Annotated in this window: 21 protein-coding genes; 5 read left to right on the top strand and 16 right to left on the bottom strand. The window is 70.6% G+C overall.

Going from position 1 to position 23,176, the window contains the following annotated elements; genetic code table 11:
• Nucleotides 1-262 precede the first annotated feature (262 nt).
• From ACWFR3_RS18300 to ACWFR3_RS18280, 5 genes are all read right to left on the bottom strand, one after another.
• Entirely contained in the window at nucleotides 263-649 is a 387-nt protein-coding gene (locus ACWFR3_RS18300; protein ID WP_453735602.1) for an ArsR/SmtB family transcription factor, read from the bottom strand.
• Nucleotides 650-699: 50 nt separating this feature from the next.
• Nucleotides 700-1,452 (bottom strand): hypothetical protein, encoded by a 753-nt coding sequence (locus tag ACWFR3_RS18295; protein ID WP_453735601.1) that lies wholly within the window; start codon nucleotides 1,450-1,452, stop codon nucleotides 700-702.
• A 95-nt stretch (nucleotides 1,453-1,547) separates the two neighbouring features.
• Entirely contained in the window at nucleotides 1,548-2,213 is a 666-nt protein-coding gene (locus tag ACWFR3_RS18290; protein ID WP_453735600.1) for a DUF3105 domain-containing protein, read from the bottom strand.
• 110 nt (nucleotides 2,214-2,323) lie between these two features.
• Complete coding sequence (locus ACWFR3_RS18285) at nucleotides 2,324-2,737, bottom strand: hypothetical protein (protein WP_453735599.1); 414 nt, start codon at nucleotides 2,735-2,737, stop codon at nucleotides 2,324-2,326.
• 87 nt (nucleotides 2,738-2,824) lie between these two features.
• On the bottom strand, nucleotides 2,825-3,952 hold the full coding sequence (locus tag ACWFR3_RS18280) for a cation diffusion facilitator family transporter (protein WP_453735598.1): 1,128 nt from the start codon (nucleotides 3,950-3,952) through the stop codon (nucleotides 2,825-2,827).
• 79 nt (nucleotides 3,953-4,031) lie between these two features.
• On the opposite strand from ACWFR3_RS18280, the gene ACWFR3_RS18275 reads away from it, so the two are divergent.
• A complete protein-coding gene (locus tag ACWFR3_RS18275; protein WP_453735597.1) occupies nucleotides 4,032-4,379 on the top strand; it encodes an ArsR/SmtB family transcription factor in 348 nt (115 codons plus the stop codon).
• 7 nt (nucleotides 4,380-4,386) lie between these two features.
• Here ACWFR3_RS18275 and ACWFR3_RS18270 read toward each other — a convergent pair whose 3' ends face one another.
• Nucleotides 4,387-5,799 (bottom strand): PepSY-associated TM helix domain-containing protein, encoded by a 1,413-nt coding sequence (locus tag ACWFR3_RS18270; protein WP_453735596.1) that lies wholly within the window; start codon nucleotides 5,797-5,799, stop codon nucleotides 4,387-4,389.
• 297 nt (nucleotides 5,800-6,096) lie between these two features.
• On the opposite strand from ACWFR3_RS18270, the gene ACWFR3_RS18265 reads away from it, so the two are divergent.
• Both ACWFR3_RS18265 and ACWFR3_RS18260 read left to right on the top strand, forming a co-directional pair.
• Complete coding sequence (locus tag ACWFR3_RS18265; RefSeq protein WP_453735595.1) at nucleotides 6,097-6,507, top strand: hypothetical protein; 411 nt, start codon at nucleotides 6,097-6,099, stop codon at nucleotides 6,505-6,507.
• Nucleotides 6,508-6,588: 81 nt separating this feature from the next.
• Nucleotides 6,589-6,867, top strand: coding sequence for a hypothetical protein (locus ACWFR3_RS18260; protein WP_453735594.1), 279 nt, complete (start codon nucleotides 6,589-6,591; stop codon nucleotides 6,865-6,867).
• 3 nt (nucleotides 6,868-6,870) lie between these two features.
• Here the strand turns inward: ACWFR3_RS18260 and ACWFR3_RS18255 are convergent, their stop codons facing one another.
• The 10 genes from ACWFR3_RS18255 to ACWFR3_RS18210 all read right to left on the bottom strand — a co-directional run bounded on the left by ACWFR3_RS18255 (nucleotide 6,871) and on the right by ACWFR3_RS18210 (nucleotide 20,354).
• Nucleotides 6,871-7,500 carry a dihydrofolate reductase family protein gene (locus ACWFR3_RS18255; protein WP_453735593.1) on the bottom strand — a complete coding sequence of 210 codons (630 nt, stop codon included), beginning with the start codon at nucleotides 7,498-7,500 and terminating at the stop codon, nucleotides 6,871-6,873.
• Nucleotides 7,501-7,635: 135 nt separating this feature from the next.
• On the bottom strand, nucleotides 7,636-9,003 hold the full coding sequence (gene mgtE / locus ACWFR3_RS18250; protein ID WP_453735592.1) for a magnesium transporter: 1,368 nt from the start codon (nucleotides 9,001-9,003) through the stop codon (nucleotides 7,636-7,638).
• A gap of 107 nt (nucleotides 9,004-9,110) precedes the next feature.
• Nucleotides 9,111-10,229 (bottom strand): NAD(P)/FAD-dependent oxidoreductase, encoded by a 1,119-nt coding sequence (locus tag ACWFR3_RS18245; protein ID WP_453735591.1) that lies wholly within the window; start codon nucleotides 10,227-10,229, stop codon nucleotides 9,111-9,113.
• A gap of 50 nt (nucleotides 10,230-10,279) precedes the next feature.
• Nucleotides 10,280-11,434, bottom strand: a complete 1,155-nt coding sequence (locus tag ACWFR3_RS18240; protein ID WP_453735624.1) for an SGNH/GDSL hydrolase family protein — start codon at nucleotides 11,432-11,434, stop codon at nucleotides 10,280-10,282.
• Nucleotides 11,435-11,493: 59 nt separating this feature from the next.
• Entirely contained in the window at nucleotides 11,494-13,851 is a 2,358-nt protein-coding gene (locus ACWFR3_RS18235) for a glycosyl hydrolase family 95 catalytic domain-containing protein (RefSeq protein ID WP_453735623.1), read from the bottom strand.
• 147 nt (nucleotides 13,852-13,998) lie between these two features.
• On the bottom strand, nucleotides 13,999-15,789 hold the full coding sequence (locus ACWFR3_RS18230; RefSeq protein WP_453735590.1) for an alpha-galactosidase D: 1,791 nt from the start codon (nucleotides 15,787-15,789) through the stop codon (nucleotides 13,999-14,001).
• Nucleotides 15,790-15,823: 34 nt separating this feature from the next.
• On the bottom strand, nucleotides 15,824-16,750 hold the full coding sequence (locus ACWFR3_RS18225; protein WP_453735589.1) for a carbohydrate ABC transporter permease: 927 nt from the start codon (nucleotides 16,748-16,750) through the stop codon (nucleotides 15,824-15,826).
• Nucleotides 16,747-17,682, bottom strand: coding sequence for a carbohydrate ABC transporter permease (locus tag ACWFR3_RS18220; RefSeq protein WP_453735588.1), 936 nt, complete (start codon nucleotides 17,680-17,682; stop codon nucleotides 16,747-16,749). The genes ACWFR3_RS18225 and ACWFR3_RS18220 overlap by 4 nt, the downstream gene beginning before the upstream one ends.
• A gap of 108 nt (nucleotides 17,683-17,790) precedes the next feature.
• Nucleotides 17,791-19,164: an ABC transporter substrate-binding protein gene (locus tag ACWFR3_RS18215; RefSeq protein WP_453735587.1), complete on the bottom strand. Its 1,374-nt coding sequence runs from the start codon at nucleotides 19,162-19,164 to the stop codon at nucleotides 17,791-17,793.
• Nucleotides 19,165-19,175: 11 nt separating this feature from the next.
• Nucleotides 19,176-20,354, bottom strand: coding sequence for an ROK family protein (locus ACWFR3_RS18210; RefSeq protein ID WP_453735586.1), 1,179 nt, complete (start codon nucleotides 20,352-20,354; stop codon nucleotides 19,176-19,178).
• A 178-nt stretch (nucleotides 20,355-20,532) separates the two neighbouring features.
• Between ACWFR3_RS18210 and ACWFR3_RS18205 the strand changes: the two genes are divergently transcribed.
• Nucleotides 20,533-22,656, top strand: coding sequence for an alpha-galactosidase (locus ACWFR3_RS18205; RefSeq protein ID WP_453735585.1), 2,124 nt, complete (start codon nucleotides 20,533-20,535; stop codon nucleotides 22,654-22,656).
• Nucleotides 22,657-22,826: 170 nt separating this feature from the next.
• Nucleotides 22,827-23,174, top strand: a complete 348-nt coding sequence (locus tag ACWFR3_RS18200) for a trypco2 family protein (protein WP_453735584.1) — start codon at nucleotides 22,827-22,829, stop codon at nucleotides 23,172-23,174.
• The last annotated feature ends 2 nt before the right edge of the window (nucleotides 23,175-23,176 follow it).

Raw genomic sequence — 23,176 nt, 5'->3', positions numbered from 1 at the left:
CGATCCCTGAGGTCGGGCCGGTGCGTTGGGCCGGCCGCTGAGGAGATCCGCCTGGAGCGGAGCTCCCTTGAAACACCTTGGATCGAACTTTGACTATATGAACCACGGGTGTACGGAGGATGTAGCGGCGCCGAAGCATAGCTGAGCGTCTATATAGACGATCATTGTTATATGAATGCCGGTCGCACGCATCGAACTCGGGTTGACTGCGGGGCAGTTGACGAGCCGAGAGGCCTGACGCACAGCGGCACCTGGCAGCTCGTCAGGCCGCTCCGCGAGCCGGCGCCCGCAAGATTTCCCGCACCGCCTTCATGCCCGCCGGATCCGCCGAGTACCACACCCACGTTCCGCGCCGCTCGCGGGCGAGCAGGCCCGCCTCGTTCATGGTCTTCAGGTGATGACTGACCGTCGGCTGCCGCAGCCCGAGCCGGTCGGTCAGCTCGCCCACGCACGCCTCACCGCAAGGAGCGGACTGGATCAGGTGGAGCAGTTGCAGGCGGGTGGGGTCCGCGATCGCCTTGAGCACGCGGGCGACGCGCTCCGCGTGGTCACGCTCCATCAGGGGTGCGCCGAGGACGGCCGGAACGCGGCCAGCCGAGCCCCCCTCGCGCGTTGGTTCCGGAGCGGGATCTTCTACAGAGGCGGCCATCCGCCCAGACTATGTACAGCTGCCCCGTCCACCCCGCGTTACCTCGGAATTCACCGCTCCATCTCAGCGGCGGGCGCACGGCCCACGTCGCGGACGACCTCCAGGCCGAGGACGCGGTCGAGATGGGCGAACGTCTCGAACTTGGCGCCGCCGGGTACGTCCGCGGCTGCCTCCAGGCCGTCGAGGATCCGCAGTACGGCCGGGGTGTCGAGACCGTTCTCCAGGGCGGCCATGGCCTCTCGCACCATGTCGGCGGGCATCGCCTTGGACGGCTCATCGGCCCAGGCCGCCACTCTCCTGCGCCAGTTGGCCAGCTTCTCGCCGCTCGCGTCGAAGGCTTCCTCGCTGACGTCGACGGGTTCGTGGTGCGGGCGGCCCAGCAGGAGCAGCCGCAGGGCGAGCGGGTCCCGGTCCGCGTCCTGGTCCTGGCCCTGGCCCTGGCCCCGGCTTCCCGCGGTGACGGCTTCGCCGATCTGCAGGGACAGGCCGCCCTTGCCTTCGTACGTACGGCTGGTGAGGTGCACGGCCGGCGGACCGCCGAGAGTCTCGGTGATCTCGTCCGGGGTGCCGTGGGCATCGGCCGGGCGGATACCGGCGGCATCGGCCGCGGCCGCCGGCGGACAGGTCCACCCGACGAGCACGGTCCGGCCGCGCAGTTCGACGACGCGGGCCAGCACGTCCGCGACGAGAAGCACGCGCAGACCCGTCAGGTCATCGGGGTCGTCGGGGGCGTCGGCCGACGGCGCGTGGGCGCACATCCGCAGCGGTCCGAACCCGGCCAGATCATCAACGATGCTCAGCACACCACAGAGACTAAGCGCACCGCCCCGCGATGACACCCGGCGACAGCGGCCGGAAGGGCGACGACTCCCCCGCCCGGCCGCTCCCCTTCAGGCACCTACGCCGGACCGACCCCGCCCGTGCAGGCCGCGCCGGGCTCCGGAGTCTGCTCGCCCTGGACGTACTTGCCCAGGAACTGCTCGACGCGGGGGTCCGACGCCTTCTCCACGACGAGCTGGCGGCCCCACGCGGTGAGCGTGAGGGCGCCCTTCTGCTCCTTGACCGGGCTCATCAGCGTGTAGGGCGTCGTGCTGACCTTCTGACTCAGCGTCTTTATGTCGCCGGTCGACGCCTTGTCGTTGTACGTGATCCAGACGGCGCCGTGCTCCAGCGAGTGAACGGCGTTCTCCTCGCCCAGCGGCTTGTCGTACACATCGCCCTGGCAGTTGGCCCACGCCTGGCTGTGATCGCCGCCCGCCGCCGGGGTCATCGGGTAGTCGACCTTCTTCGTGACGTGGTTGCGCCCGAGCTTCCTGGCGTCCCACGTCTTCTCGCCCTTGACGGGTGCCTGCGCCACGGCCTCTTCCTTGTCCTTCTTCTCCGAGGCGTCGAGCAGGACGTACGAGCCGAATCCGGCGAGCCCGGCCAGCACGGCCACGCCCGCGGTGATGGCGATGACGCGGTCGCGGCGGTCGCGCGCCTGCTCGGCGCGGCGCTGCTCCTGGATGCGGGCCTTGCGTGCGGCGGACGTTGCGGCCGACTTGCCTGTCTTGGAGGTGCCCATGTCCGGGGATGTCCTTGTCCCCGCCGTGCCCGGGGCACGGCGGTGGTGACGGTGATGGTGTGTGAGGTGATCGGCACGAGCGCGCGGGCGTGCCCGCGCGGCGGGCCGGTCTAGGTCCTCTGCACCTGAAGGACGTGGAGATCCGGGGCGTACCGGTGAACAGGCTGCTGCGGTACGGGATGTGCGGTGGCCGGGGCTGCGGGCAGTCCCGCCTCTGCCTGCGTCGTCGGCACCGTCGGCTCCGGCGCCGGGAGCGTGAGCGCCGCGGTGTGCGCGGCGGAGGCGCACCGGTCGGCGGGGGGACAGCTGTGGCCGAGCGAGGCTTCCCCGGCGGATGCCGGGCCGCCGGCCACAGACGCGGAGGAGGCGACGACGTCACGGGCGCGCGGGTCGTCGTGATGGGCCGCGGAGCCGAAACACACGCACAGGAGGGCCAGCAGGGTGGCCAGGCCGATCCCGAACACGGTGCAGCGCGCGGCGGCACGCCGCTCCCCGCACGCTGTGTCCCGCAGACCTGACGCCATGGCCGCAGATATTAGCCGCCGCCGGGCCCGTGCCGGGGCTCGGGGCTCTGGGCGGTGACGGTGCAGAGGGGTGAAGGCCCGCCCCGCTCACGCCCCGTGGTGCGCGAGGGCCATGTGCGGGTCCGGGGCGCCGGGCACGTCCGCGGGGTCGGCGTGCACCAGGGCCGCGGTCAGCTTCGGCACTGCGTGCAGCAGGGCGTGCTCGGCGTCGACCGCGACCTGGTGCGCCTCCCGTACCGACAACTCCCCGTCCACGACCACCGCGACCTCGGCGCGCAGCCGGTGTCCGATCCAGCGAAGGCGCAGCTCGCCGACCCCGCGTACACCGGGAACCGTCAGGAGCGCCTGCTCCGCCGCGTCGACCAGAGCGGGGTCGACGGCGTCCATCACCCGGCGGAAGACCTCGCGCGCCGCGTCCCGCAGGACCAGCAGGATCGCGGCGGTGATCAGCAGGCCCACGATCGGGTCGGCGAGGGGCCAGCCGAGGGCCGCGCCGCCCGCGCTCAACAGGACGGCAAGGGAGGTGAATCCGTCCGTGCGGGCGTGCAGGCCGTCGGCGACCAGGGCGGCCGAGCCGATCTCGCGGCCGACGCGGATGCGGTAGCGGGCGACCCATTCGTTGCCGATGAAGCCGATGACGGCGGCGGCCGCCACCACCCAGAGGTGGTTCAGGCTGCGGGGATCGATCAGCCGGTCGACCGCCGCCCAGGCCGCGAAGACCGCCGACGCGGCGATCGTCAGCAGAATGACGATGCCCGCGAGGTCCTCGGCCCGGCCGTAGCCGTAGGTGAAGCGGCGGGTGGCGGCCCGTCGGCCCAGGACGAAGGCGATGCCGAGGGGGATCGCGGTGAGCGCGTCCGCCGTGTTGTGCACGGTGTCGCCGAGGAGCGCGACCGAGCCGGTGAGCACCACGATCACCGCCTGGGCCGCTGCCGTCACGCCCAGGACGGCCAGTGAGATCCACAGCGCGCGCATGCCGCGCGCGGACGATTCAAGGGCCGAGTCGACCTTGTCCGCGGCCTCGTGCGAGTGCGGTTTCAGCACGTGCCCGGCCTTGTGGCGCCACCCGGCCAGGCGCCCCGCCCGGCCCGGCTCATGACCGTGGCCCTGGCCGTGCCCGTGGTCGCGGCCGTGGCCACCGCCGTGCTCGTGGTGCTGCTGACGGTGTTCGTGCGGAGGGTGGGGGTGTCCGTGCTGTCCGTGCTGCTCGCTCACGAGTGCGGCCTTCCGACGCGGGACGGGAGAGTGGACACCGCGAGGCGCCCCGGCCCATTATGTGCGTATGAGCGCACGCATGCACCTATCACCTGCGCACGATGCGCACCCGCAAGATCCGGGCGCCGAGCACTTCGCGCATGCGGCCGAGGTTCTCGGCCTCCTCGCCGACCGCACCCGCCTCGCCCTGCTGCACACCCTCGCCAAGGGCGAGGCGGACGTCACGACCCTGACGGCCGCGTGCGGCGCAGCCCGCCCGGCGGTCAGCCAGCACCTGGCCAAACTGCGCACCGCCGGGCTCGTGTCCGTACGCAAGGAAGGGCGACGCATGATCTACGGCCCGCCCGACGGACACCTGCGCCGCGTGGTCGACGAGGTCCTGAACCTCGCCGACCATCACCTCAGCGGCGCGAGCACCCACGACTGAGCGGCCGTCAGGCGTAAGTGCGCCTGCCGCGCCGGTAGGCGATCTCGCCAAGCGCGATGTCCACGGCGAGGAAGGCCGCCAGCGGGATGCCGAGCAGCGGCACGTAGTAGCCGAGCACGGCGATCGCCGCCATCAGCGGGACCAGGACGTACGCCGGTACGTGCTGCCACGCCCCGCGCGGCATCGGACGCCCGAAGGAACTGCCGCGGCCGCGCTGCCACCACATGCGGTACCCCCACACGATCATCAGGATCAGACCGAGGGCGAGCGCGGCGAGGGCGATCTGGTTGCCGATCCCGAACAGCGAGCCGGTGTGGGCGTCGATGCCCCAGCGGGTCAGCTTGGCGAGCACGGGGTAGTCGGCGAACCGCAGCACTTCGGTGACCTCGCCGGTCGCCGGATCGACGGCGGCGGAGTCCTGTTTCTCGGGCCAGCTGCGCTGGATCTGCCGGACGACGTACGTCGATGAGGCGTCGGCGGGCGGCACGATCTCCACCGGATTGGAGAGCCCCTCGGCCCGTGCCGACTTCAGGACGGCATCGAGCCCGGCATCGTCGCCTCCGGCCGCTCCGCCCGAGCCCCCTGCACCGTGCCCCGCGTGCTCGCCGCCGCCCGCGGCGGTTGCCGTCAGCTCGGGCGTCGTCTGCCCGATCGCCGTACGCAGATCACCGACGCTCGCTCCGGCGTACGTCGACCAGGTCAGCCCCGTCGCCGAGAGCAGGATCAGCCCGACGGCGGCCCATGCACCCACCGAGCCGTGCAGCGAGAGCGTGCGCCGCCGGCCGGTGGCCCCGCGCACCTTGCGCTGGGAGCGGCGGCGGCCGAACCACAGCGCAAGGCCGCCTCCCGCGATCACCCACAGCCAGCTCGCGGCCAGTTCGCTGTAGAGCCGGCCGGTCTCCCCCAGGTGCAGATCACGGTGGAGTTCGTCGATCCAGGTGCGCAGCGGCAGTGCGCCGGTGGAGCCGTACTGCTCCAGGGCGCCGCGCACTTCGCCGTTGTAGGGGTTCACGAACACGGCGAGGGTGTGGTCGGCGTCCACGCCCGGTGTTCCGGACAGGAGCACGCGGGTGGTCGCGCCGTCCTCCGGCGAGGGCCGCACCGCGCTGACCGTGCCTTGGGGGTGCGCCTTGCGGGCCGCGGCCACCTGTTTCGATATCGGCAGCTCTGTCTTGTTCTCGCCGACGGGAACGCGCAGTTCGTGGGAGTACACGATCTTCTCGGCCTGGTACGAGCAGGCGTACAGAAGCCCCGTGGTGGCGGCGACGAGGATGAAGGGGGCGATGAGCACCCCGGCGTAGAAGTGCAGGCGCAGCACGAGCGGACGCAGCGACGCCCATCCTGACCGTCCTGCGGAGGGTGGCGCCCCCTGGGTCGCCTGCCCCTCGTCCGGGGCCAGAAGTGTGGGTTCGGCGGACATGAGCTGCTCTCCTGGATGAAGGGTGGCGCGAACTGGCCGTTGGGGCCGGTGCAGGAGTCGGCCGGAGAGGCAGAAGAGTTCCCGGCGCATCGCGAGAATTATGTGACGCGCGCCACACCGGTGGGCGCGAGGAGATCGGCTCTGCGGGGATGCTTCATCGCAGGGCCGTGCGCGCCGCGATTGGCGTACCCGCGCCCTTCACCGGCGCAAGCGGCGGCACTAGCGTCGGGAGACCGGGAATCCTCAGGGCCGGCAAACGCCGGGACCGGGGCCCCTCAAGACTCCGTTGGAGACGCGATGCTCCAGACACGCGAGTTGTTCGACAGCCTTGCCTCTCGTGCCGACCACCTCGACAACCACACCCTCGCCACCGCCGCCGACGCCCTCTCCGCGTGCGAACAGGCCGTCACCGCCTGCGCGGTCGGCATGCTCGCCGAGAAAGAGGCCGATGAACTGCGGACCGCAGTCAACCGCGATCTGAACTGTGCCGACGTCGTCTTCGCCACCCGGCGGCTCCTGACACGCGGCACGGACGCCGATCACGGGCTGCTGGCCGCGCAGTTACAGGCGTGCGTGATGGCCTGCGACGACAGCAACGAGCTGTGCGCCCAGCACGCGGCGCAGCACGAGCACTGCCGCCTCTGCTCCGAGGCCACCGAAAGCGCTGCGTCCGCCTGCCGCGAGGTCATCGAGAGCCTGCGGGCCTAGCGGGCCGGGGCCGGGCGCGCAGGTCTTCGGGGCAGCCAGGCCCGGTTCGCTCCACGGGCGCCGATCCGGCAAACTGCCCCGATGGACTATGAGTTCTGGAACGACATCCACCGGCGCGGCGGCATCTCCGCGGTCAAGAGCGCCCTGGAGGAGCTGTCGGAGCGCGCGTCGGCGGAGGACGTGAACGCCGCGATGGATCTGGCCTGCCAGGTCATCGCCGATGACACCGCCCGCCTCCAGGCCCGCGCGGATCAAGCCGAGGCCAGACTGCAGGCGCTGACCGACGAGGCGCGTGAGGTAGGACGGCAGGTCGACGCGCACGCCGCCGCCGAGGGGGCCGCCCAGCCTCCGCGCGAGTGAGCCTCAGCGGCGGACCAGGCGGGCGTGGGTGGCCGTCGCGGAGCTGATCAGCTCGGCCACCCGGTAGCCGTCGATGCCCTCGGCCACGTTGTCGAGCAGCCGCTCGCCGCTGCCGACCAGCAGGGGCACGACGACCAGGTGCATCTCGTCGATCAGCCGCGCGCGCAGATACTGCTGCACGGTGGCCGCGCCTCCCCCGATACGGACATCCCGGCCACCCGCCGCCTCGAAGGCCCGCGCGAGGACCGTCTCGATGGGTTCGCCGGTGAAGTGGAACGTCGTGCCGCCCTCCATCGGGATCGAGGGCCGCAGGTGGTGGGTCTGCACGAACACGTCGTGGTGGTAGGGCGGGTTGTCTCCCCAATAGCCCCGCCATGACTCGTCCTGCCACGGTCCGCGCTGCGGCCCGAACATGTTGCGGCCCATGATGGTGGCGCCGATGTTCTCCTCGCTGCGCTCGATCTGCTCGACGTCGATCCCCGTCTTGCCCTCGGCGCGGTCGCGCATCGCGGCGATCATCCAGTCGTGCAGCCCCTCGATGTTGTCCCCGAAGGGCTCGTCCAGGCGCTGGTGGGGTCCGGCGGCGAAGCCGTCCAGCGAGACGGTGACGTTGTGCACGCGTACCTTCGGCATGACTTCTCCCTCGTGGTCCTGCCCTGCGGTGTCCTGGCCCGCGGTGTCCTGCTCCGCATCATTGCGTCGAACGAACCACGGGCGGATCGACACGCGCACGGCAGAAACAGGCGAGGTTTTGGGAGGCCGCCGCGCTCAGATCCCCAGCACGGCCTTCGCCGTCATGAAGTAGATGACCAGACCGGTCGCGTCGACCAGCGTGGTGACCATCGGCGCCGACACCACCGCCGGGTCGATCCGCAGCCGCTTGGCAAGCAGCGGCATGGTGCCGCCGATGGTCGCCGCCCAGCCGCAGATGACCACCAGGGTGATCCCGACCACCAGCGCGATCTTGGCGCTGACGAACACCGCGCCCACGACCACACCGAGGATCGCGAGCAGCGAGCCCAGGACCAGGCCGACCCGGCACTCCCGCCATATGACCTTCAGCAGGTCCGATCCGCGCACTTCGCCGACGGCCAAGGCGCGTACGCAGGCGGTCGCCGCCTGGGCCCCGGCGTTGCCGCCCGCGCCGATGAGCATCGGGATGAACATAGCCAGCTGCGCGGCCTTTTCCAGCGTGCTCTCGAAGGATTGCGTCACGCTGACGGTCAGCGTCGCGGCGACGAGCAGCAGGCTCAGCCACAGCGCCCGGTAACGCGCGAGCTGCCACACCGTCGCGGCCATGTAGTGCCCCGCCCAGGGTGCGGCTCCCGCCTGCCGGGCCACGTCCTCGGTGTCCGCGGCCTCGATCACTTCGAGAGCGTCGTCGATGGTGAGCAGACCGACGAGGCGGTTCTCGCTGTCGACGACCGGCAGGTTCAGGTCGTTGGTCTCGCGCATCAGCCGGGCCGCCCGCTCGGCCGAGTCGGTGGCGTAGACGGACGCCGGCTCGGTGACGATCAGTGCCGAGACCATCGTCTCCGGCGGGCTGAGCACCAGTTCACGCAGCTCCGCGATGCCGGTGAGGCGCTGCCCGTCGTCCACGACGGGCAGCGTGTAGACCGTCTCGGCCTGACCGCCCTTCTCCCGTACGACCTGCAACGCCTGTTGCACGGTCAGGTCCTGACCGAGCGCCACGACCTCGGGGGTCATATAGCGGCCGACGGAGCCCTCCGGGTAGCCCAGCAGCGCGGAGGTCATCCGCCGCTCGTTCGGGCTCAGCCCGGCGAGCACCCGCTGGGCGACCTTGGCCGGTGCTTCGCGCAGCATCCGCGCCCGGTCGTCGGGGTCCATGCCTTCGACGAGCTCCCGGAAGGTGTGATCGCGCAGCCCTTCCAGGATCTGCTGCTGGTCGACCGGCTCCAGTTCCTCGAAGACGGCCAGGGCCCGGTCCTTGTCGAGGAGCCGGAACGCCTTGCCCGCGTCGACCGTGTCCATCCGGCCGAGCTCATCGGCGATCACGTGCGGCGGGTTGGTCAACAACCACTCCAGGGCGGCGTGCAGTTGATTACTTTTCAGTATGTCCTGCAACGACTCGGGGAGTTGAGGGTGCAGCTCGTCGGGCAGGTTCGTCTGAGGCATCGGACAAGTCCTCGGCACGGCGGTGAGACACAACAAGGGGCACCCCGGGGACAGAGCGCGCCGCTGAAGGCTACATGGCCCGGCGACACGCCATCCTTGCCCGCCCCTCACCCCTGCCGGGTCCCGCGATCGTGCGCGTCGCCGCCCGTCAGAACGGACTCGATGCCGTGCCGCCGCTCCCCCATGACCTGCCTGCAGTTGGCCGCCTCGGCAGCCGGACCGAAGACGTCCATGGCACGCCGCGCCGTCACCGCCGCCGTCGTGTCGGCGGCCACGAGGTCGGCGTTGATCGCTACCGCTGCCGTCATCCCCGAGGCCGCGGCCACCATGACTCCGGCCACGAGGTCGGTGACGTTGCCCGCGACCCACACGCCCTCGACGCCACTGAACCCGGACGCGTCCGAGGCCACGTAACTGCCCACGCCCATCGGGTGACCGACGCGTTCAATCCCGAGCCCGGCCAGTACGGTGCCGCGCGCCTCGAAACGCGGGGCGACGGCAAGGGCCCGTACGGGGATGCGCTTGCCCGAGGCCAGCCGCACGCCGGAGAGCCGGTCCTCCTCGATGTCCAGGCCGCTCACCTCGCCGTCGACCACCGCGACGCCGCGGGCGGCCAGTTGCTCCCACTGCTCTTCGCTCAGCTCGCCCACGGTATGCAGGAACAGCGTCACCTGCGCCGACCACTGCCGGAACAGCAGCGCCTGATGCACGGCCATCGGGCCGGTGGCGAGGATGCCGATCGGCTCGTCGCGCACCTCCCAGCCATGGCAGTACGGGCAGTGCAGGACGTCACGGCCCCAGCGCTCGCGTAGGCCGGGGACATCGGGCAGCTCGTCGACAAGACCCGTCGTCACCAGGAGGCGTCGCGCGCCATGGCTGCGGCCGCTGGCGGTGTCCACGACGAACCGCCCGCCGACCCGGCGGACCCCTGTGACCTGGTCCGACACGATCCGCCCGGCGTACCCGGCGACCTCGTCGCGGCCGATCCGCAGCAGGTCGCCCGGTGCGAGGCCCTCACGGGACAGGAACCCGTGCACCCCGTCGGCGGGAGCGTTGCGCGGCTCCCCGGAGTCGACCACGAGGACGGATCGCCTGGCCCTGGCCAGGGTCAGCGCCGCCGAAAGCCCGGCGGCGCCGCCCCCGACCACCAGCACGTCCACGTCCACGTCTACGTCCGCGCTCGCGTTCGCGTTCGCGGCAATGTCTCGCTCGTTGATTTCAGTCATGCGGATACGGTGCGCCCGCCCGTAGCCGAACGGCAATCTTCCTTGCTGTTTCAGCAAGAACCCAGTTTCGCCGGGTCCACGGTGTCCGCCATCACCCGCATTCCCTTGTCATTGGGATGGAGGTGGTCTCCGCCGTCGAAGACCGGCAGCAGCCGTTCCTGGTCGTACGGGCTGCGCAGCGCCTTGTCGAAGTCGGTCACGGCGTCGAGCTCTCCGCTGTTCCGGATGAAGTCGTTGACCTCCTGACGCACGGCCTCGCCCGCGGCGTCGAACTCCGACCAGCCCTTGAAGGGCAGGACCGTCCCGCCCACCACGCACTTGCCCGCCGCGTGTGCCCGGTCGACGATCTGGCGGTATCCGGCGATGAGTTGGGCCGCGGTGACGCCGGTGTGCGCCTTGATGTCGTTGATGCCCTCGAACAAGAACACCGTGCGCACGCCCGGTTGGGACAGGACGTCTCGCTGCAGCCGGGCCAGAGCGCTCTGCCCGGCGCCGTCCGCGAGGACCTTGTTGCCGGAGATGCCCTCGTTGGCCACGCCCTTGATGCCGGGCCCTGACGTGCTCTGCAGCCGCCGGGACAAGTAGTCGGGCCAGCGGCGGTTCGTGTCGCTGGTGGACTGCCAGCCGTCGGTGATGGAGTCGCCGAGTACGACCACCGCGCCGGTGTCCGTCCCGCTCTCCACGCTCACCGCGTCGAGGTAGAACCACGAGCCGATCCGCTCGCTCCAGTTCGCCCCGCCCTCCTCACGGGCGTGGTCACCGCCGGCCGCGTACGACGTCTGCATGGCCATGCCGTGGCCGGTCGCCTGGCCCGCGGCCTCGGCCACGTACAGGCTGATGACCAGGTCGCTCTGTGCCGCGAGCCGTCCGGGCAGCGGGTCGCTGGTCACGCTGCCGCCCGGCGCCACCGTGATCGACCGTGCGCCCCCGAAGGCGATCCGCCGGTTGCTGCCGGGGACCAGCCGGGCACCCTCCTCGCGCGCTCCGGCGTAGACGCTCCCGAAGGTCACCGGCTGGTCGCCGAAGGCGTTGGACAGCCTGATGCGCGGATGGGTGCCGCCGACGCTCGTACGGACGATCAGCCGGTAGCTGCGGTCGGCCACCGCCTGGCCGAGCCGGTCGGCGCTCGCTCCCCAGGTCACGACCTGATGTTGCGACCCCTGCCCCGCCGCCGATGCCGCCGTCGTCGGTAAGCCGAGTGCCAGGACTAGCCCGCAGACGATACCGATCACTCCACGACGCACCGTGGACCACAACCCGGGCCTCACTTGCCCGCTCCCCGCAGCGTGACGGAGCCGCCCGGCTTCAGGGTGATCTTCTGCGTCGCTCCCCCGTAGGCCACCGTGGTGCTGCGTCCGCCGACGCTGTGCAGCCGTGCCTCGGTGACCTTTCCGGACCGCCAGCGCAGGTCGACGACGAAGCCGCCGCGTGCGCCGACCCCGGTGATCGAGCCGGAGCGGGCCCAGGCCCCGGGCAGGGCGGGCAGCAGCTCGATGTGGCCCGGGCGCGAGTAGACCAGCATCTCCAGCATCGCCGCCGCGGTGCCGAAGTTGGAGTCGATCTGGAAGATGCCGCTCCCCTTCTCCACCTCGTAGATGTCGAAAAGGTTCATCGCGGTGCCGTTGCTGCCGCCGGTGGACGGCCGCAGGTTGTTCACGACCAGCTGGTAGGCCTTGTCGGCGTCCTTCAGCCGTGCCCAGCACAGGCCGCGCCAGGCGTTCGCCCAGCCGAAGCTCTCCATGCCGCGCGCGGTGAGCAGCGCCGTCGCGCCGTCGACCAGGGTCTTGGGGGTCGAGCCGTCCGGGCGGATCCGGTCGCCGGGAAAGAGCTGGACCAGCGGGGAGAGGTGCCGGTGGGTGGTCTCGCCGAGGTTTTGCGGGGACATCCACTCCTGCAACCAGCCCGTCTGCGGGCTGACTTGCGGGAGGTGGAGGCGCTCCTGGAGTTCGCCGACGGTCTTGCCGTGGGCGGTGTTCCTGCCGAGGACGGAGCAGGCGGTGCGGTAGTTCTCGAAGAGCGCCCAGACCAGTTCCTGGGCGTAGGTGATGCCCTTGGCGTCCAGCGGGCCGTGCTCGGGGGACCAGTCGCTGTCGGCGATCAGAACCTCGCGGCTCTTCCCGGTGGCCTCGTCGGTGACGGTCGTCGTCAGCAGCCGCGCCTCCCAGAACTGGCAGGCGCCCTTGAGCAGCGGGTGGATTTTGGCGAGGTAGGCCCGGTCCTGGGTGAATTCCCAGTGCTCGAAGAGGGAGTTGGCCAGCCAGGCGTTGCCCGCGGGGTGCCACCACCAGCCGTTGCCGCCGTGGATGTTGGTGGAGATGGCCACGGTCCAGCCCGCGATCTTCCCACTGGAGTTGCGGTAGCGGTTGCGCGGGTCGTTGAACAGGGTGCGGGTGAGCTCGGTCCAGGAGGGGAGCTGGGCAAGGCAGTAGTCGGCGTAGGCGTCGAAGCAGGTGGAGAGCGCCGCCCGGTCGGCCATCCAGTAGTTCATCTGGATGTTGATGTCCGTGTGGTAGTCCCCCATCCAGTCCGGGTCGTTGCCGTCCAGCCACAGGCCCTGGAGGTTGAGCGGCAGGCTGTCGCGGGATCCGGCGATCATGAGGTAGCGGCCGAACTGGAGGTAGGAGGCTTCGAGTTCGGGGTCCGCCTCGCCGTCGCGGGCGCGTGCCTGTACGCGTTCCCAGGTGTCGAGGCCGCGTTGCGCACGCGAGGACGTGCCGAGCGAGACGTCCATGCGCTCGTACAGGCGCCGGTGGTCGGCGACATGGGAGTGCAGGAGGGTGGTCGCCGGGTGGCGGGCCGCCGCGGCGACCTTGGTCCTGGCCAGGCGTTGCGGGTCGAGCGTGGGGTCGCGGTAGTCGGCGGCCGCGTCGGGCGCGTAGTTGGTGCCGCCGCTGACCACGACGGTGAGCTCCTTGCATCCGGCGAAGGTGATCCGCGGGCCTTCGACGGCCACGGTGCCTGTGGTGCTGTAAGCCGTCACCGCGGCGCCGTAGCGCAGCCCGCCGTCGGGGAAGGCGGCACCGAACGAGGCGGTACGGGGGCTGTGCGCGGCGGTTGCCTCGTCATGGGTGCCCGCGAGGCTCACCGTTCCGGTGTAGCGCCCGCCGCCCGTCTGGGAGAAGTGCAGGACGATCGCGTCGTCGGGATGGCTCGCGAAGATCTCGCGCCGGTAGGTGACCCCTGAGCGGACGTACGAGGAGGTGACGAGCCCCTGACTGATGTCGAGTTCGCGGCGGTAGTCGGAGACGGCCGAGAGGTCGTGGTCGGGAATGTCGACGGTCAGCCGGCCCAGCAGGGTGAAGGAGCCGAAGTCGCCTCGCCCGTAGGGGAATTGACCGTCCGCGTCGAGGGTGGCGTTGCGGCCGCCGGTCCACAGAGTGGCGTCGGTGATCAGGAGCAGTTCGCGGGCGGGGTCGTTGCCGGTGAGGGCGCCCAGGCGCCCGTTGCCCACGGGCAGACCCTGTTCGATCATCGCCCGGTCGGATGCGGGCGCCTGGTACCAGAAGCGGGTCGTCGCCGCTTCGGAAAGGAGAGGCGAGTGCGTCGGCCGGGTCACGGGGGCGGAGTCCGCGAAGGCGGGCAGAGCGCCCAGTGCGGTGAAGGCGCCCGCGGCGGTTGCCATCGAGAGGATGTCGCGGCGGCTGGGTCTGGGGCGTGGTGCGTCGGTGTGCTGGTCGTCGTCCACTAGGCACTCCGTTCAGGAGGACTATGCGTGCGGGAGGAAGGACTGTGCGTGCGGGAGGGGTGTGTCGAGCACGGACGTGGCAGGTCAGGACCGCTCGGGTACGTCGATCCGGTCGATGTCCGGGGCGTATCCGTCGCCGCTGTCGAAGGTGACCGTGTTCGTGCCGGCCTTGAGGGTCACCGGTACGCCGATCGTCTCGGCGGTCCCCCAGTCCCCGGTGGAGGGGAACTTCAGGGCGGTGGAGCCGTTGCCGTTGGCTGAGACCCGGGCCGTGCGGGGGTCACCGCTGACGTAGGCGACGTCGATGACGTAGCGGCCGGGTTTGCGCACCACGATGTCGTCGAACCGGAGCTTTCCGCCCTGGTAGAGATTGCCGACCTTGCTGCCGCCCGAGCAGGCGGCGCAGTCGCCGACCGCCGCGTTGCCGCTGAGGGTGTTGGCATCGGACTCGGCCTCGTACCCCGTCATCTGCTGTTCGGGACCGCGGGGTGTGACGGTGAACAGGCGCGAGCCGTGCGCGGGCAGCGTCTGCGTCACCTTGTCCTTGTACGTGCCGAGGTCCTCGTGGTTCCACAGGTCGCGGACCTTGCCCCGGCCCGAGAAGCCGAGCGTCGAGAAGTCGGCGGTGACGGCGGCGGGCGAGTCGCCGAGGTTGAACAGGGCGACGGTGTGGCTGCCGTCGGCGTTCTTCGCGCTCCAGACCTGCCGGTGACCGGAGGGCGTGATGGGCCTGGCGGGAGGCGTGCTGCCCTGGTTGAGGGCGATGACCTCGCGGTTGGTCAGGAGGGACACGCCGTAGTCGTCGAGGCGTGTGAGGTCGTCGCCGGTGTAGAGGGGCGACTTGGCGATGGCCCACAGGGTCGCGTAGCTCTGCCGTTCGGCCTTGGTCAGGCCGTCCATCTCGCCGTTGCCCACGTTCAGCGAGTCGAGGTCGTTCCAGCCGCCGGGACCGGCGTGCCGGGTCCAGCCGGGTGCGTCGTCCCAGCGGTCGTCGACGGAGTTCTCCCAGGACACCAGGGTGTTGCAGTAGCACTCGACGTCCGTGTCGATGCGCCAGCCGTTGGAGTACTTCTTCCAGTCGGCCACGTGGTTGATGTCGAGCGACCAGGAGATCTCGAGGTGGATGGGGCGTCCGGTCTTGGCGATCGCCTTCTTCCAGGCGGCCACGTCGGCGACGTTGTCGTAGTTCTCGCCGCTCTTGGCGGAGCCGGGGCCCACGCCGTCCAGCTTGAGGAAGTCATAGCCCCAGTCGGCGAAGAGCCGGGCCTGGGAGTCGATGTACTTCTGCGCGCAGGGGCGGGAGAAGTCGAGTTTGTAGGCGCTGTCCCAGCCGTTGGTGGTGCGCAGGTCGTCGTGGACGATGTCGGCGGTGGTGCAGCCCTCGGCGTTCCAGACGGGCACCTTTCCTTCGCCGTAGGCCTCCTTCTCCAGTCCGACCGGCAGGTAGATGCCCGCCTTGAGTCCCTTGGCGTGGATGTCGTCGGCGACCGGTTTCATGCCGCGCGGGAAGCGGCCCGCGTTCGGCGCCTGGCGGCCGTAGGCGTCGAACTCCGGCTTCCACGCCATGTCGCGCCACCAGCCGGCGTCGATGTTGACGTACTCGTAGCCGTACTTCTTGAGCTTGGCGGCCATGGCGTCGGTCTGCTCGAGGACGTTCTTCTCGGTCAGGTAGCTGTAGTCGCCGTCGGGGTTGAGTCCGGGGTACTTGGAGGACTGCATGGACCAGCTGGTCCAGCCCATGTACGGCTTCTGCGCGAGGTCGGCGGTTGCCGCGGGCGGGTCGGCCGGGGCAGCGGCGACCGTGGCGGGCACGGCCGTCGTCAGACCTGCGGCGAGAGCCAGGACGAGCACGGAGGAGTACAGGGACGACCGCACGGGCCGCACCTCCTGAGGGGTCGGGGGCAGAGGGTCAGCCCTTGCCGGAACCGATGGTCAACCCGCTGATGAACTGGCGCTGGAGCGCGAAATACACCAGCAGCGTGGGGATCGCGGTCATGAGCGCACCGGCCGCGATGAGGTTGGGATTGGTGAAGTACTGGCCCTGGAGATTGGCGAGGGCGGAGGTGATCGGCCGCTTGTCGCCGGTGTCGATCAGGGCGAGCGACCAGAAGAAGTCGTTGTAGATCCAGATCGATTCGAGGGTGGCGAGCGCCGCGAACGCGGGCCGGCACAGCGGAAGGACGATCTGGAAGAACTGCCGCCACACGGGGGCGCCGTCCACGAGTGACGCCTCGGTGATCTCCTTGGGGATCGTCCGCATGTAGTTGCTGAGGACGAAGGTGCAGAAGCCGCACTGGTAGGCGATGTGGATCGCGATGATGCCCCAGACGGAGTCGTAGAGCAGGAACGAGTCGCTCATCCAGCCGGGGAGACCGATCTGGAGGTAGAGCCGGTAGAGCGGGGTGATGAGCACCTGCGCGGGCAGCAGGTTGCCCGCGGTGAAGAACATCAGCAGCGCGATGTTCCAGCGGAAGTCGAAGCGCGAGACGAAGAAGGCGACGGCGGCCGAGAACAGCAGGGTGCCCAGCACCGCGGGGATGGTGATGAGGACGGAGTTCCAGAAGAAGTGCGGCATCCCGGACTGGCTCCAGGCGTCGGAGAAGTTCTCCGGGCTGATGCCGTGCGGCCAGGACAGGTAGCCGTGCTCCGCGGTGTCCTCGTAGGGCCGCAGGGAGGTGTAGACCGCCCACAGCAGCGGGACGAGCCACAGGAGGGCGATCCCGCCGAGGAGGAGGTGGCGGCCGGTCTGCCGCCGGGGGCGGCGCGGGCCGTTGTCGGGCGGCGGGATGCGGCGGGTGCGTGACCCGGCGGCCGGCGGGGTGACGGTCGCGGTCACTGGTCCTCCTTGCGGAAGGTCTGTACGAGGAAGGCGCAGATGGCGAGCAGGGAGACGACGAGCAGGACGACCGCGAGCGCGGAGCCGTAACCGATGTGGCTGGACTCGCCGATGATGTTGTCGGTGATCAGGAGCGAGAGGAGCTCCATGCCGGGTTTGCTGCCGGTGCCGCCGCCCAGGACGTAGACGATGTCGAAGGCCCGCAGGGACTCCATGACGGTCACGACGAGGATGATGATGTTGACCGGCTTGAGCGCGGGGAAGACGACGCGCAGGAACGTCTGGCGCCCGTTGGCGCCGTCGAGTGCGGCGGCTTCTTTCAGTGCGGGGTCGAAGCCCTTGAGACCGGCCAGGTAGAGGATCATGATGTAGCCGGTGTGCCGCCAGGCCGACGCGACGAGTACTGCCCACAGGTTGAGGTCGGGGTCGCCGAGCCAGTCGATGGGCTGCCTCGAACCGGCCCCGCTCAGGATGCCGTTGAGCAGTCCGTTGTCGGGGTTGTAGATGATCTCCCAGATGAAGCCGACGACGGCCAGCGAGAGCACCATCGGCAGGAAGATCGCGGTCTGGTAGATGCGTGTGAACCGGATCTTCCGGTCGAGCTGGTAGGCGAGGAAGATGCCGAACGGGGTGGGAAGCAGCGCCGTGAAGAGGAGCCAGACGACGTTGTGCTGGACGGCGGGCCAGAACGGCGGGTAGTTGGTGAAGATCTCCCGGTAGTTGTCGACTCCGGTCCAGCGGATGTCGGACAGGGCGATGCCGTCCCAGCTGGTGAAGGACAGGCCCACGGAGGCGAGCGCCGGCAGCCAGACGAAGACGAGCAGGGCCAGCAGCGGAATGCCGACGATGACGGTGAGGAAGACGCGGTCGCCGGGGCCGAGCCGCCGGGGGCGGGCGCGCTTGGACGGGGGCGCTGAGCGCACGGAGGACATGGTGAACCTTCCCGGACCTGATCAGGCCGTATCGGGTCGCGTCAGGATGTGGCGGGCCGCGTCAGGATCTGGCGGGGCGTGTCGGGCCGGCCGTGAAGTCGGGCCGCGTCAGGCCGTGAAGAAGCGCGAACGCTGGAACTCGATCTTCTTCAGCAGGGCCGTCCCGTCGTCCGGGTGGCCGAGCCACTGGGTGAAGCCCGGCAGGACGACGGTGGAGATGAAGCCCGGGTCGCTGTCGCGGTCGCCGAACTGGGTGATGTGCTTGGCCGACGCGATCAGGTCGGCGGACTTCTTCTGCAGGGCGTTGTACTTGCCGGTGTCCGCACCGGAGTTGACGGCGACGTTGCTCGGGTCGACGCCCATGTAGAGGTTCTCCGCGTCCGCGCTGCCGAGGTATGCGAGCAGCTTGGCGGCGCCCTTCTGGTTCTTCGGCTCGCGGCTGAGCATGAAGCCGTCGGTGGGGGCCTCGACGGTCTCCTGTCCGTGGGCGGGGTCGACTTCCGGGAAGGGGAAGAAGTCGATGTCCGCGCGCAGCTTCTCGTCGGTGATCTGCTGGCCGAGGAAGAGTCCGATGACGGCCATGCCCGACTTCTTGTCGAGCAGCGACTGGGCGGCGTCCTGCCAGGAGCGGCCGCCCGCGCCCGGCTGGTAGAAGCCGCTCAGCTCGCGCCACAGGTCGAGGGTCTTGGTGGTGCGGCGGTCGGTCCAGGCGACCTCGCCCCGCATCAGGTCCATGTGGAAGTCGTAGCCGTTGGCGCGCAGGTTGAGGTAGTCGAAGGCTCCGAGGACGGACCAGCTGTCGCCGCCGCCGTAGCCGGACGCGATCGGCGAGAGCCCGTCCTTCCTCATCTGCTTGGCGAGAGCGGTGAACTGGCTCCAGGTACGCGGGACTTCGTATCCCTTGTCCTGGAACACGCTCTTCCGGTAGAAGACGGCCCACGGGTAGTTGTACAGCGGCACGAAGTAGTACTTGCCGTCCTCGCCCTTGGACAGCTGCTTGGCCGCGTCGCTGAACCCGGAGCCTATTTTCTCCCATACGTCGTCGATGGGGCGGGCCAGCTTCTTCTTGGCGAAGTACTGCATGCGGTAGCCCGCGAACCAGGTGAAGACGTCGTCCGGCGTGCCCTGGAGGTAGGTGGAGATGCTCTTCTGGAAGGTGTCGTGGTCGACGGTGTTCGTCTTGACCTTGAGGCCGCTGTCCTCGGTGAAGGCGCCGGTGACGGCGGAGTAGGCCTTCTTGGGGGTGGCGTCGGCGCCGTTGGATCCGAAGGTCACCGTCTTGGGGTCGGCGGCCGGTCCGCCGCCGCAGGCGCTCAGGAGCGGCGCGGCGAGGGCGGCGGCGCCGGCCCCGAGGGATCCGCGGACCACGGTGCGGCGGCTGGGCGCGCGGGCGGGGAAAGGCGCATGGCTGGACTCAGGGGCGGGGAAAGGCGTGCGGCTCGGCTCAGGGGCGGGGAAGGGTCTGCGGCTCTGCTGCGTCATCGCGACTACTCCTAGTACGTGTCTATGCCGATGAAGGACTGGATCGCGGTGGCCGCGGCCCCGCGCGCCCACTCCTCGAAGGGCAGCGGACGTGTCATCACGTCGCACTGCGCGGCCGTGCCGAAGGCGGACGCGGTGAACGCCTCGCGGATCTGCTCGGCGAACAGGTCGTACGCGGCGAGACCTTCGCCGGAGATGATCACTCGTTGCGGTCCCAGGACGTTGACGACGGCCCCGATGGCACGACCGATCGCCTCCCCGGCGCGCGCATAGGCCTCGCGGGCGCCGGGATCACCCCGGTGCGCGAGGTCCAGGGCCCCGGCGGAGTCGGCGACCGGCGTGCCGGTCACCTCGCGGACGCGGCGGATGATCGCGGCGTCACCGGCGATCGCCTCCACGCAGCCGGTGTTGCCGCAGTGGCACTCCGGGCCCAGCGGGTCGATCGGCAGATGGCCGATCTCGCCGGCGACGCCGTGCGCGCCGGAGACCACCTTGCCGTGCACCACGAGCCCGCAGCCGATGCCCGCGCCGACGGTCACCAGGGCGAAGTCGGAGATGCCCGCCCCGGCGCCGAACCACTGCTCGGCGACGGTCAGCGCGCGGACGTCGTTGTCGACGGTGACGGGCAACCCGGTGACGGTGGTGGCCAGTTCGGCGAGCGGCACGTCGCGCCAGTCCAGGAAGGGCGAGTAGCGCACGACCCCGGCGGCGCGGTCCACGTCGCCGGATACGGCGATGCCGAGCCCGCGCACTTCCACGCCGAACCCCTCGGCCTCCGTGAGCAGTTCCTGTACGAGCCCGGAGATCGAGGCGAGCACGGCTCCGGGATCGCGGTCGGTGACCGGGAGATGGCGGGCGACGCGGATACGGCAGCACAGATCGGCCAGGACCGCGATGATCTCGTCGCCGGTCACCTTGACGCCGATGAACAGGGCCCGTCCGCCGTCGACCCGCACCAGGGTGGCGGGCCGCCCGAGGGAGGGCCGCGCCTCCTCGTCCGCTCCCTCGACGAGGTAGCCGGCCGCCATCAGCGGCCGTACCGCCTTGGTGACCGCGGCCGAGGAGAGCGCGGTCCGCCGGGAGATCTCGATCCGGGTGAGCGGGCCGTGGGTCAGAACAGTGGTGAAGACCTGGGAAGCGGCAGGTGTGGGTGCCGGGACCACGTCGATCCGAGGGGTCGTCGAGCGCATGGCCGAAACGTAGGGGGTGTTCTTTTCCTCTGTCAATGAAAGAAGCAAGCACCTTTCAAAACCCAATCCAGAGGACCTACAGCTTTCAAATGGGCGCCATGACAGGGGTGTTGACAGCTGATCGAAGGAAGTGTTGGCTGCCGCATGTTCTCAAGGCGCTATCTCAACGTGAGGATCCATGCCTGTGATCTCCTTCGCCCCTGAGACCGGGGTCTGGCTGCTCTGCACCCCGCACACCTCCTACGCGCTCCGGATCGACGGGACCGGAGCGCCCTGCCACCTTGCGTGGGGACCGCGGCTGACCCTGGCCCAGGCACAGGAGTTCGCCGCTCCCCCTCCCCCGTCCCCCAGCAGTTTCGAGGGGCGGCCACCGGTCGGCGAGGAACTGCCCGTGGACGGCGGGGCACGGTACGGAACCCCCTCCCTCCAGGTGCGCTTCGCCGACGGCACCCGCGCCATCGAATGGCAGGCGACAGGCCACCGCGTCCAAGAGCCGGCGCCCGGCACGACCGAACTGGCCCTGGAGTTCCGCGACCGGCACTACCCCCTGCGGATCACCCTCCACTACCGCGTCCACGACGACAGCGACGTCATCGAGCGCTGGTGCGTGCTGCGCAACACCGGCGAGGACCCCGTGACACTCCTGCGCGCCGACTCGGCCGCATGGACGCTTCCGGCGAGGGACGACTACCGGCTCAGCCATGTCACGGGCCAGTGGTCCGCCGAGACCCAACTGCACCGGGACCGGGTGCCGTTCGGCGAGACGGTGTTCACCAGCCGCAGGGGCATCACCGGCCATCACGCGAACCCCTGGGTGATGCTCGACGCGGGTGACGCCACCGAGGACCACGGGCAGGTGTGGAGCGCGGCCCTGGCCTGGAGCGGCAGCTGGCGCGTCACCGTGCAGCGCACCCACGACGGCCGGACGGGATTCACCGGCGGCGCAGGACGCGACGGCATGACCCAACCCCTGCAGCCGGAAGAGGAGTTCACCACCCCGCGCCACGCCGGCCTGTACGCGGAGGGCGGCTTCGGCGCGACCAGCCGCGCCTGGCACGCGTACGTCCTGGGCCATGTGCTGCCCCACGCCGACGAGGTGCGGCCGGTGCTCTACAACTCCTGGGAGGCCACCGGCTTCGACGTCGACGAAGCGGGCCAGAAGGCGCTCGCGGCCCGGGCGGCGGCCCTCGGCGCCGAGCTCTACGTCATGGACGACGGCTGGTTCGGCGCGCACCGCCGCGAAGGCTCGGGGCTCGGCGACTGGACGCCGTCCCCGACCCGCTTCCCCGACGGGCTCACCCCCCTGGTGCGCGAGGTGCACCGGCTCGGGATGCGCTTCGGCCTGTGGGTGGAGCCCGAGAGCGTCAGCCCGGACAGCGATCTCTACCGCCGCCACCCGGAGTGGGTCCTGCACTTCCCGCACCGCACCCGCACCGAACTGCGCGGCCAGCTGGTGCTCAACTTCGCCCGCCCCGACGTCGCGGAGTGGGCCCACGGGTGGCTGACCCGCCTGGTGGCCGACCACGGCATCGACTTCCTCAAGTGGGACATGAACCGCCCCTTCAGCGAGGCGGGCTGGCCGGAGCACGCGGACGGCGCGGACCGCCTGGAAACGGCGTACGTGCACAACCTCTACGGCGTCATCGACCGGCTGCGCGCCGACCACCCCGGCCTGCGGATCGAGGCGTGCAGCGGCGGGGGCGGCCGGATCGACCTGGGCATCCTCTCCCGTACCGACCAGGCGTGGACCTCGGACAACACCGATGCGGCGGACCGCGTCCTCATCCAGCACGGCTACGGCCAGATCTACCCGTCCCGGGCGATGGCCGCCTGGGTCACCGACGTGCCCAACCAGCTCACCGCCCGGTCGGTGCCGCTGCGCTTCCGCTTCCATGTCGCGATGGCCGGGGTCCTGGGTATCGGCGGTGATCTGACCCGGTGGACCGACGCCGAACTGGCCGAAGGAGCGGACCTGGTGGCCCAGTACAAGCGGGTGCGCCATCTCGTGCAGCACGGGACGCTGCACCGGCCGCGCGGCCCGGTCGACGACGGTCCCGCCGCGGTGCAGTACACGGCCGAGGACGGCAGCGAGGCGCTGCTTCTGGTCTGGCAGCGCTCCCCGCGCCATGGCTCCCCGCGCCCGGTACTGCGCCCGGGAGGTCTCGACCCCGCCGCCCGTTACCGCGACGCCCGCACGGGCGCGGTGCATTCGGCCGCGGTGCTCGGCGACTACGGCCTGCGGCCCGAGCTGCCGCCGGGCGACTGGGCGAGCGCGGCGGTGCACCTGGTGCGCGTGTCCTGACCGGACGGCGCGCCCGTCCATCCCCTCGGGTCAACTCGTCTGCTGTGTCGGTCAGTTGCCAAGCGGGTAGTACACAGGAGGGCTGCGCACACGGGACAGGGCTCACGGCGTGAGCCGAGGGGCACCGTCACCGGGCGCGGAACAGGGCGCGCATGCATCGGGGGGACCGAGTGGCACGTGAACCACGGCGACTGACGCTGACCGAAGCCATCGAGTCGCTGCGCCAGGACTTGGCTGCCGCACAGCAGCAGGGCATCGGCAGGACCGTCGGCTTCTCCGTCGACGGCATCAGTGTCGAACTGGACGTACAGGCCGAACAGAGCAACAGCGTCGAGGGCGGCGTCTCGTGGTACGTGACGGCGAAGCGCGGGCGGACCCGCGTCAAGCGCACCGGGACCCGCCTGGTCGTGACGCTGACGCCCCGCGGCGTCCTGAACGTCGGGGATCGCGGCGAGCGGCCCCGGAACGCTCCGCCGCCCCACTCGCCGGGGCACGCGGCCCCCGGCGCGGGAGAGTGATG

This window comes from Streptomyces sp. NPDC055189, assembly GCF_053606765.1.
Note: the sequence above shows the minus strand (reverse complement) of the source record. Positions and strands in the feature narration are given on the sequence as shown.

Bases quoted from the DNA above. Each gene is read 5' to 3' on its own strand.
- ACWFR3_RS18300 (WP_453735602.1), bottom strand. From the start codon at position 649: ATGGCCGCCTCTGTAGAAGATCCCGCTCCGGAACCAACGCGCGAGGGG.
- ACWFR3_RS18290 (WP_453735600.1), bottom strand. From the start codon at position 2,213: ATGGGCACCTCCAAGACAGGCAAGTCGGCCGCAACGTCCGCCGCACGC.
- ACWFR3_RS18285 (WP_453735599.1), bottom strand. From the start codon at position 2,737: ATGGCGTCAGGTCTGCGGGACACAGCGTGCGGGGAGCGGCGTGCCGCC.
- ACWFR3_RS18275 (WP_453735597.1), top strand. From the start codon at position 4,032: ATGCACCTATCACCTGCGCACGATGCGCACCCGCAAGATCCGGGCGCC.
- ACWFR3_RS18270 (WP_453735596.1), bottom strand. From the start codon at position 5,799: ATGTCCGCCGAACCCACACTTCTGGCCCCGGACGAGGGGCAGGCGACC.
- ACWFR3_RS18265 (WP_453735595.1), top strand. From the start codon at position 6,097: ATGCTCCAGACACGCGAGTTGTTCGACAGCCTTGCCTCTCGTGCCGAC.
- ACWFR3_RS18260 (WP_453735594.1), top strand. From the start codon at position 6,589: ATGGACTATGAGTTCTGGAACGACATCCACCGGCGCGGCGGCATCTCC.
- ACWFR3_RS18255 (WP_453735593.1), bottom strand. From the start codon at position 7,500: ATGCCGAAGGTACGCGTGCACAACGTCACCGTCTCGCTGGACGGCTTC.
- mgtE (WP_453735592.1), bottom strand. From the start codon at position 9,003: ATGCCTCAGACGAACCTGCCCGACGAGCTGCACCCTCAACTCCCCGAG.
- ACWFR3_RS18245 (WP_453735591.1), bottom strand. From the start codon at position 10,229: ATGACTGAAATCAACGAGCGAGACATTGCCGCGAACGCGAACGCGAGC.
- ACWFR3_RS18235 (WP_453735623.1), bottom strand. From the start codon at position 13,851: ATGGCAACCGCCGCGGGCGCCTTCACCGCACTGGGCGCTCTGCCCGCC.
- ACWFR3_RS18220 (WP_453735588.1), bottom strand. From the start codon at position 17,682: ATGTCCTCCGTGCGCTCAGCGCCCCCGTCCAAGCGCGCCCGCCCCCGG.
- ACWFR3_RS18215 (WP_453735587.1), bottom strand. From the start codon at position 19,164: ATGACGCAGCAGAGCCGCAGACCCTTCCCCGCCCCTGAGCCGAGCCGC.
- ACWFR3_RS18210 (WP_453735586.1), bottom strand. From the start codon at position 20,354: ATGCGCTCGACGACCCCTCGGATCGACGTGGTCCCGGCACCCACACCT.
- ACWFR3_RS18205 (WP_453735585.1), top strand. From the start codon at position 20,533: ATGCCTGTGATCTCCTTCGCCCCTGAGACCGGGGTCTGGCTGCTCTGC.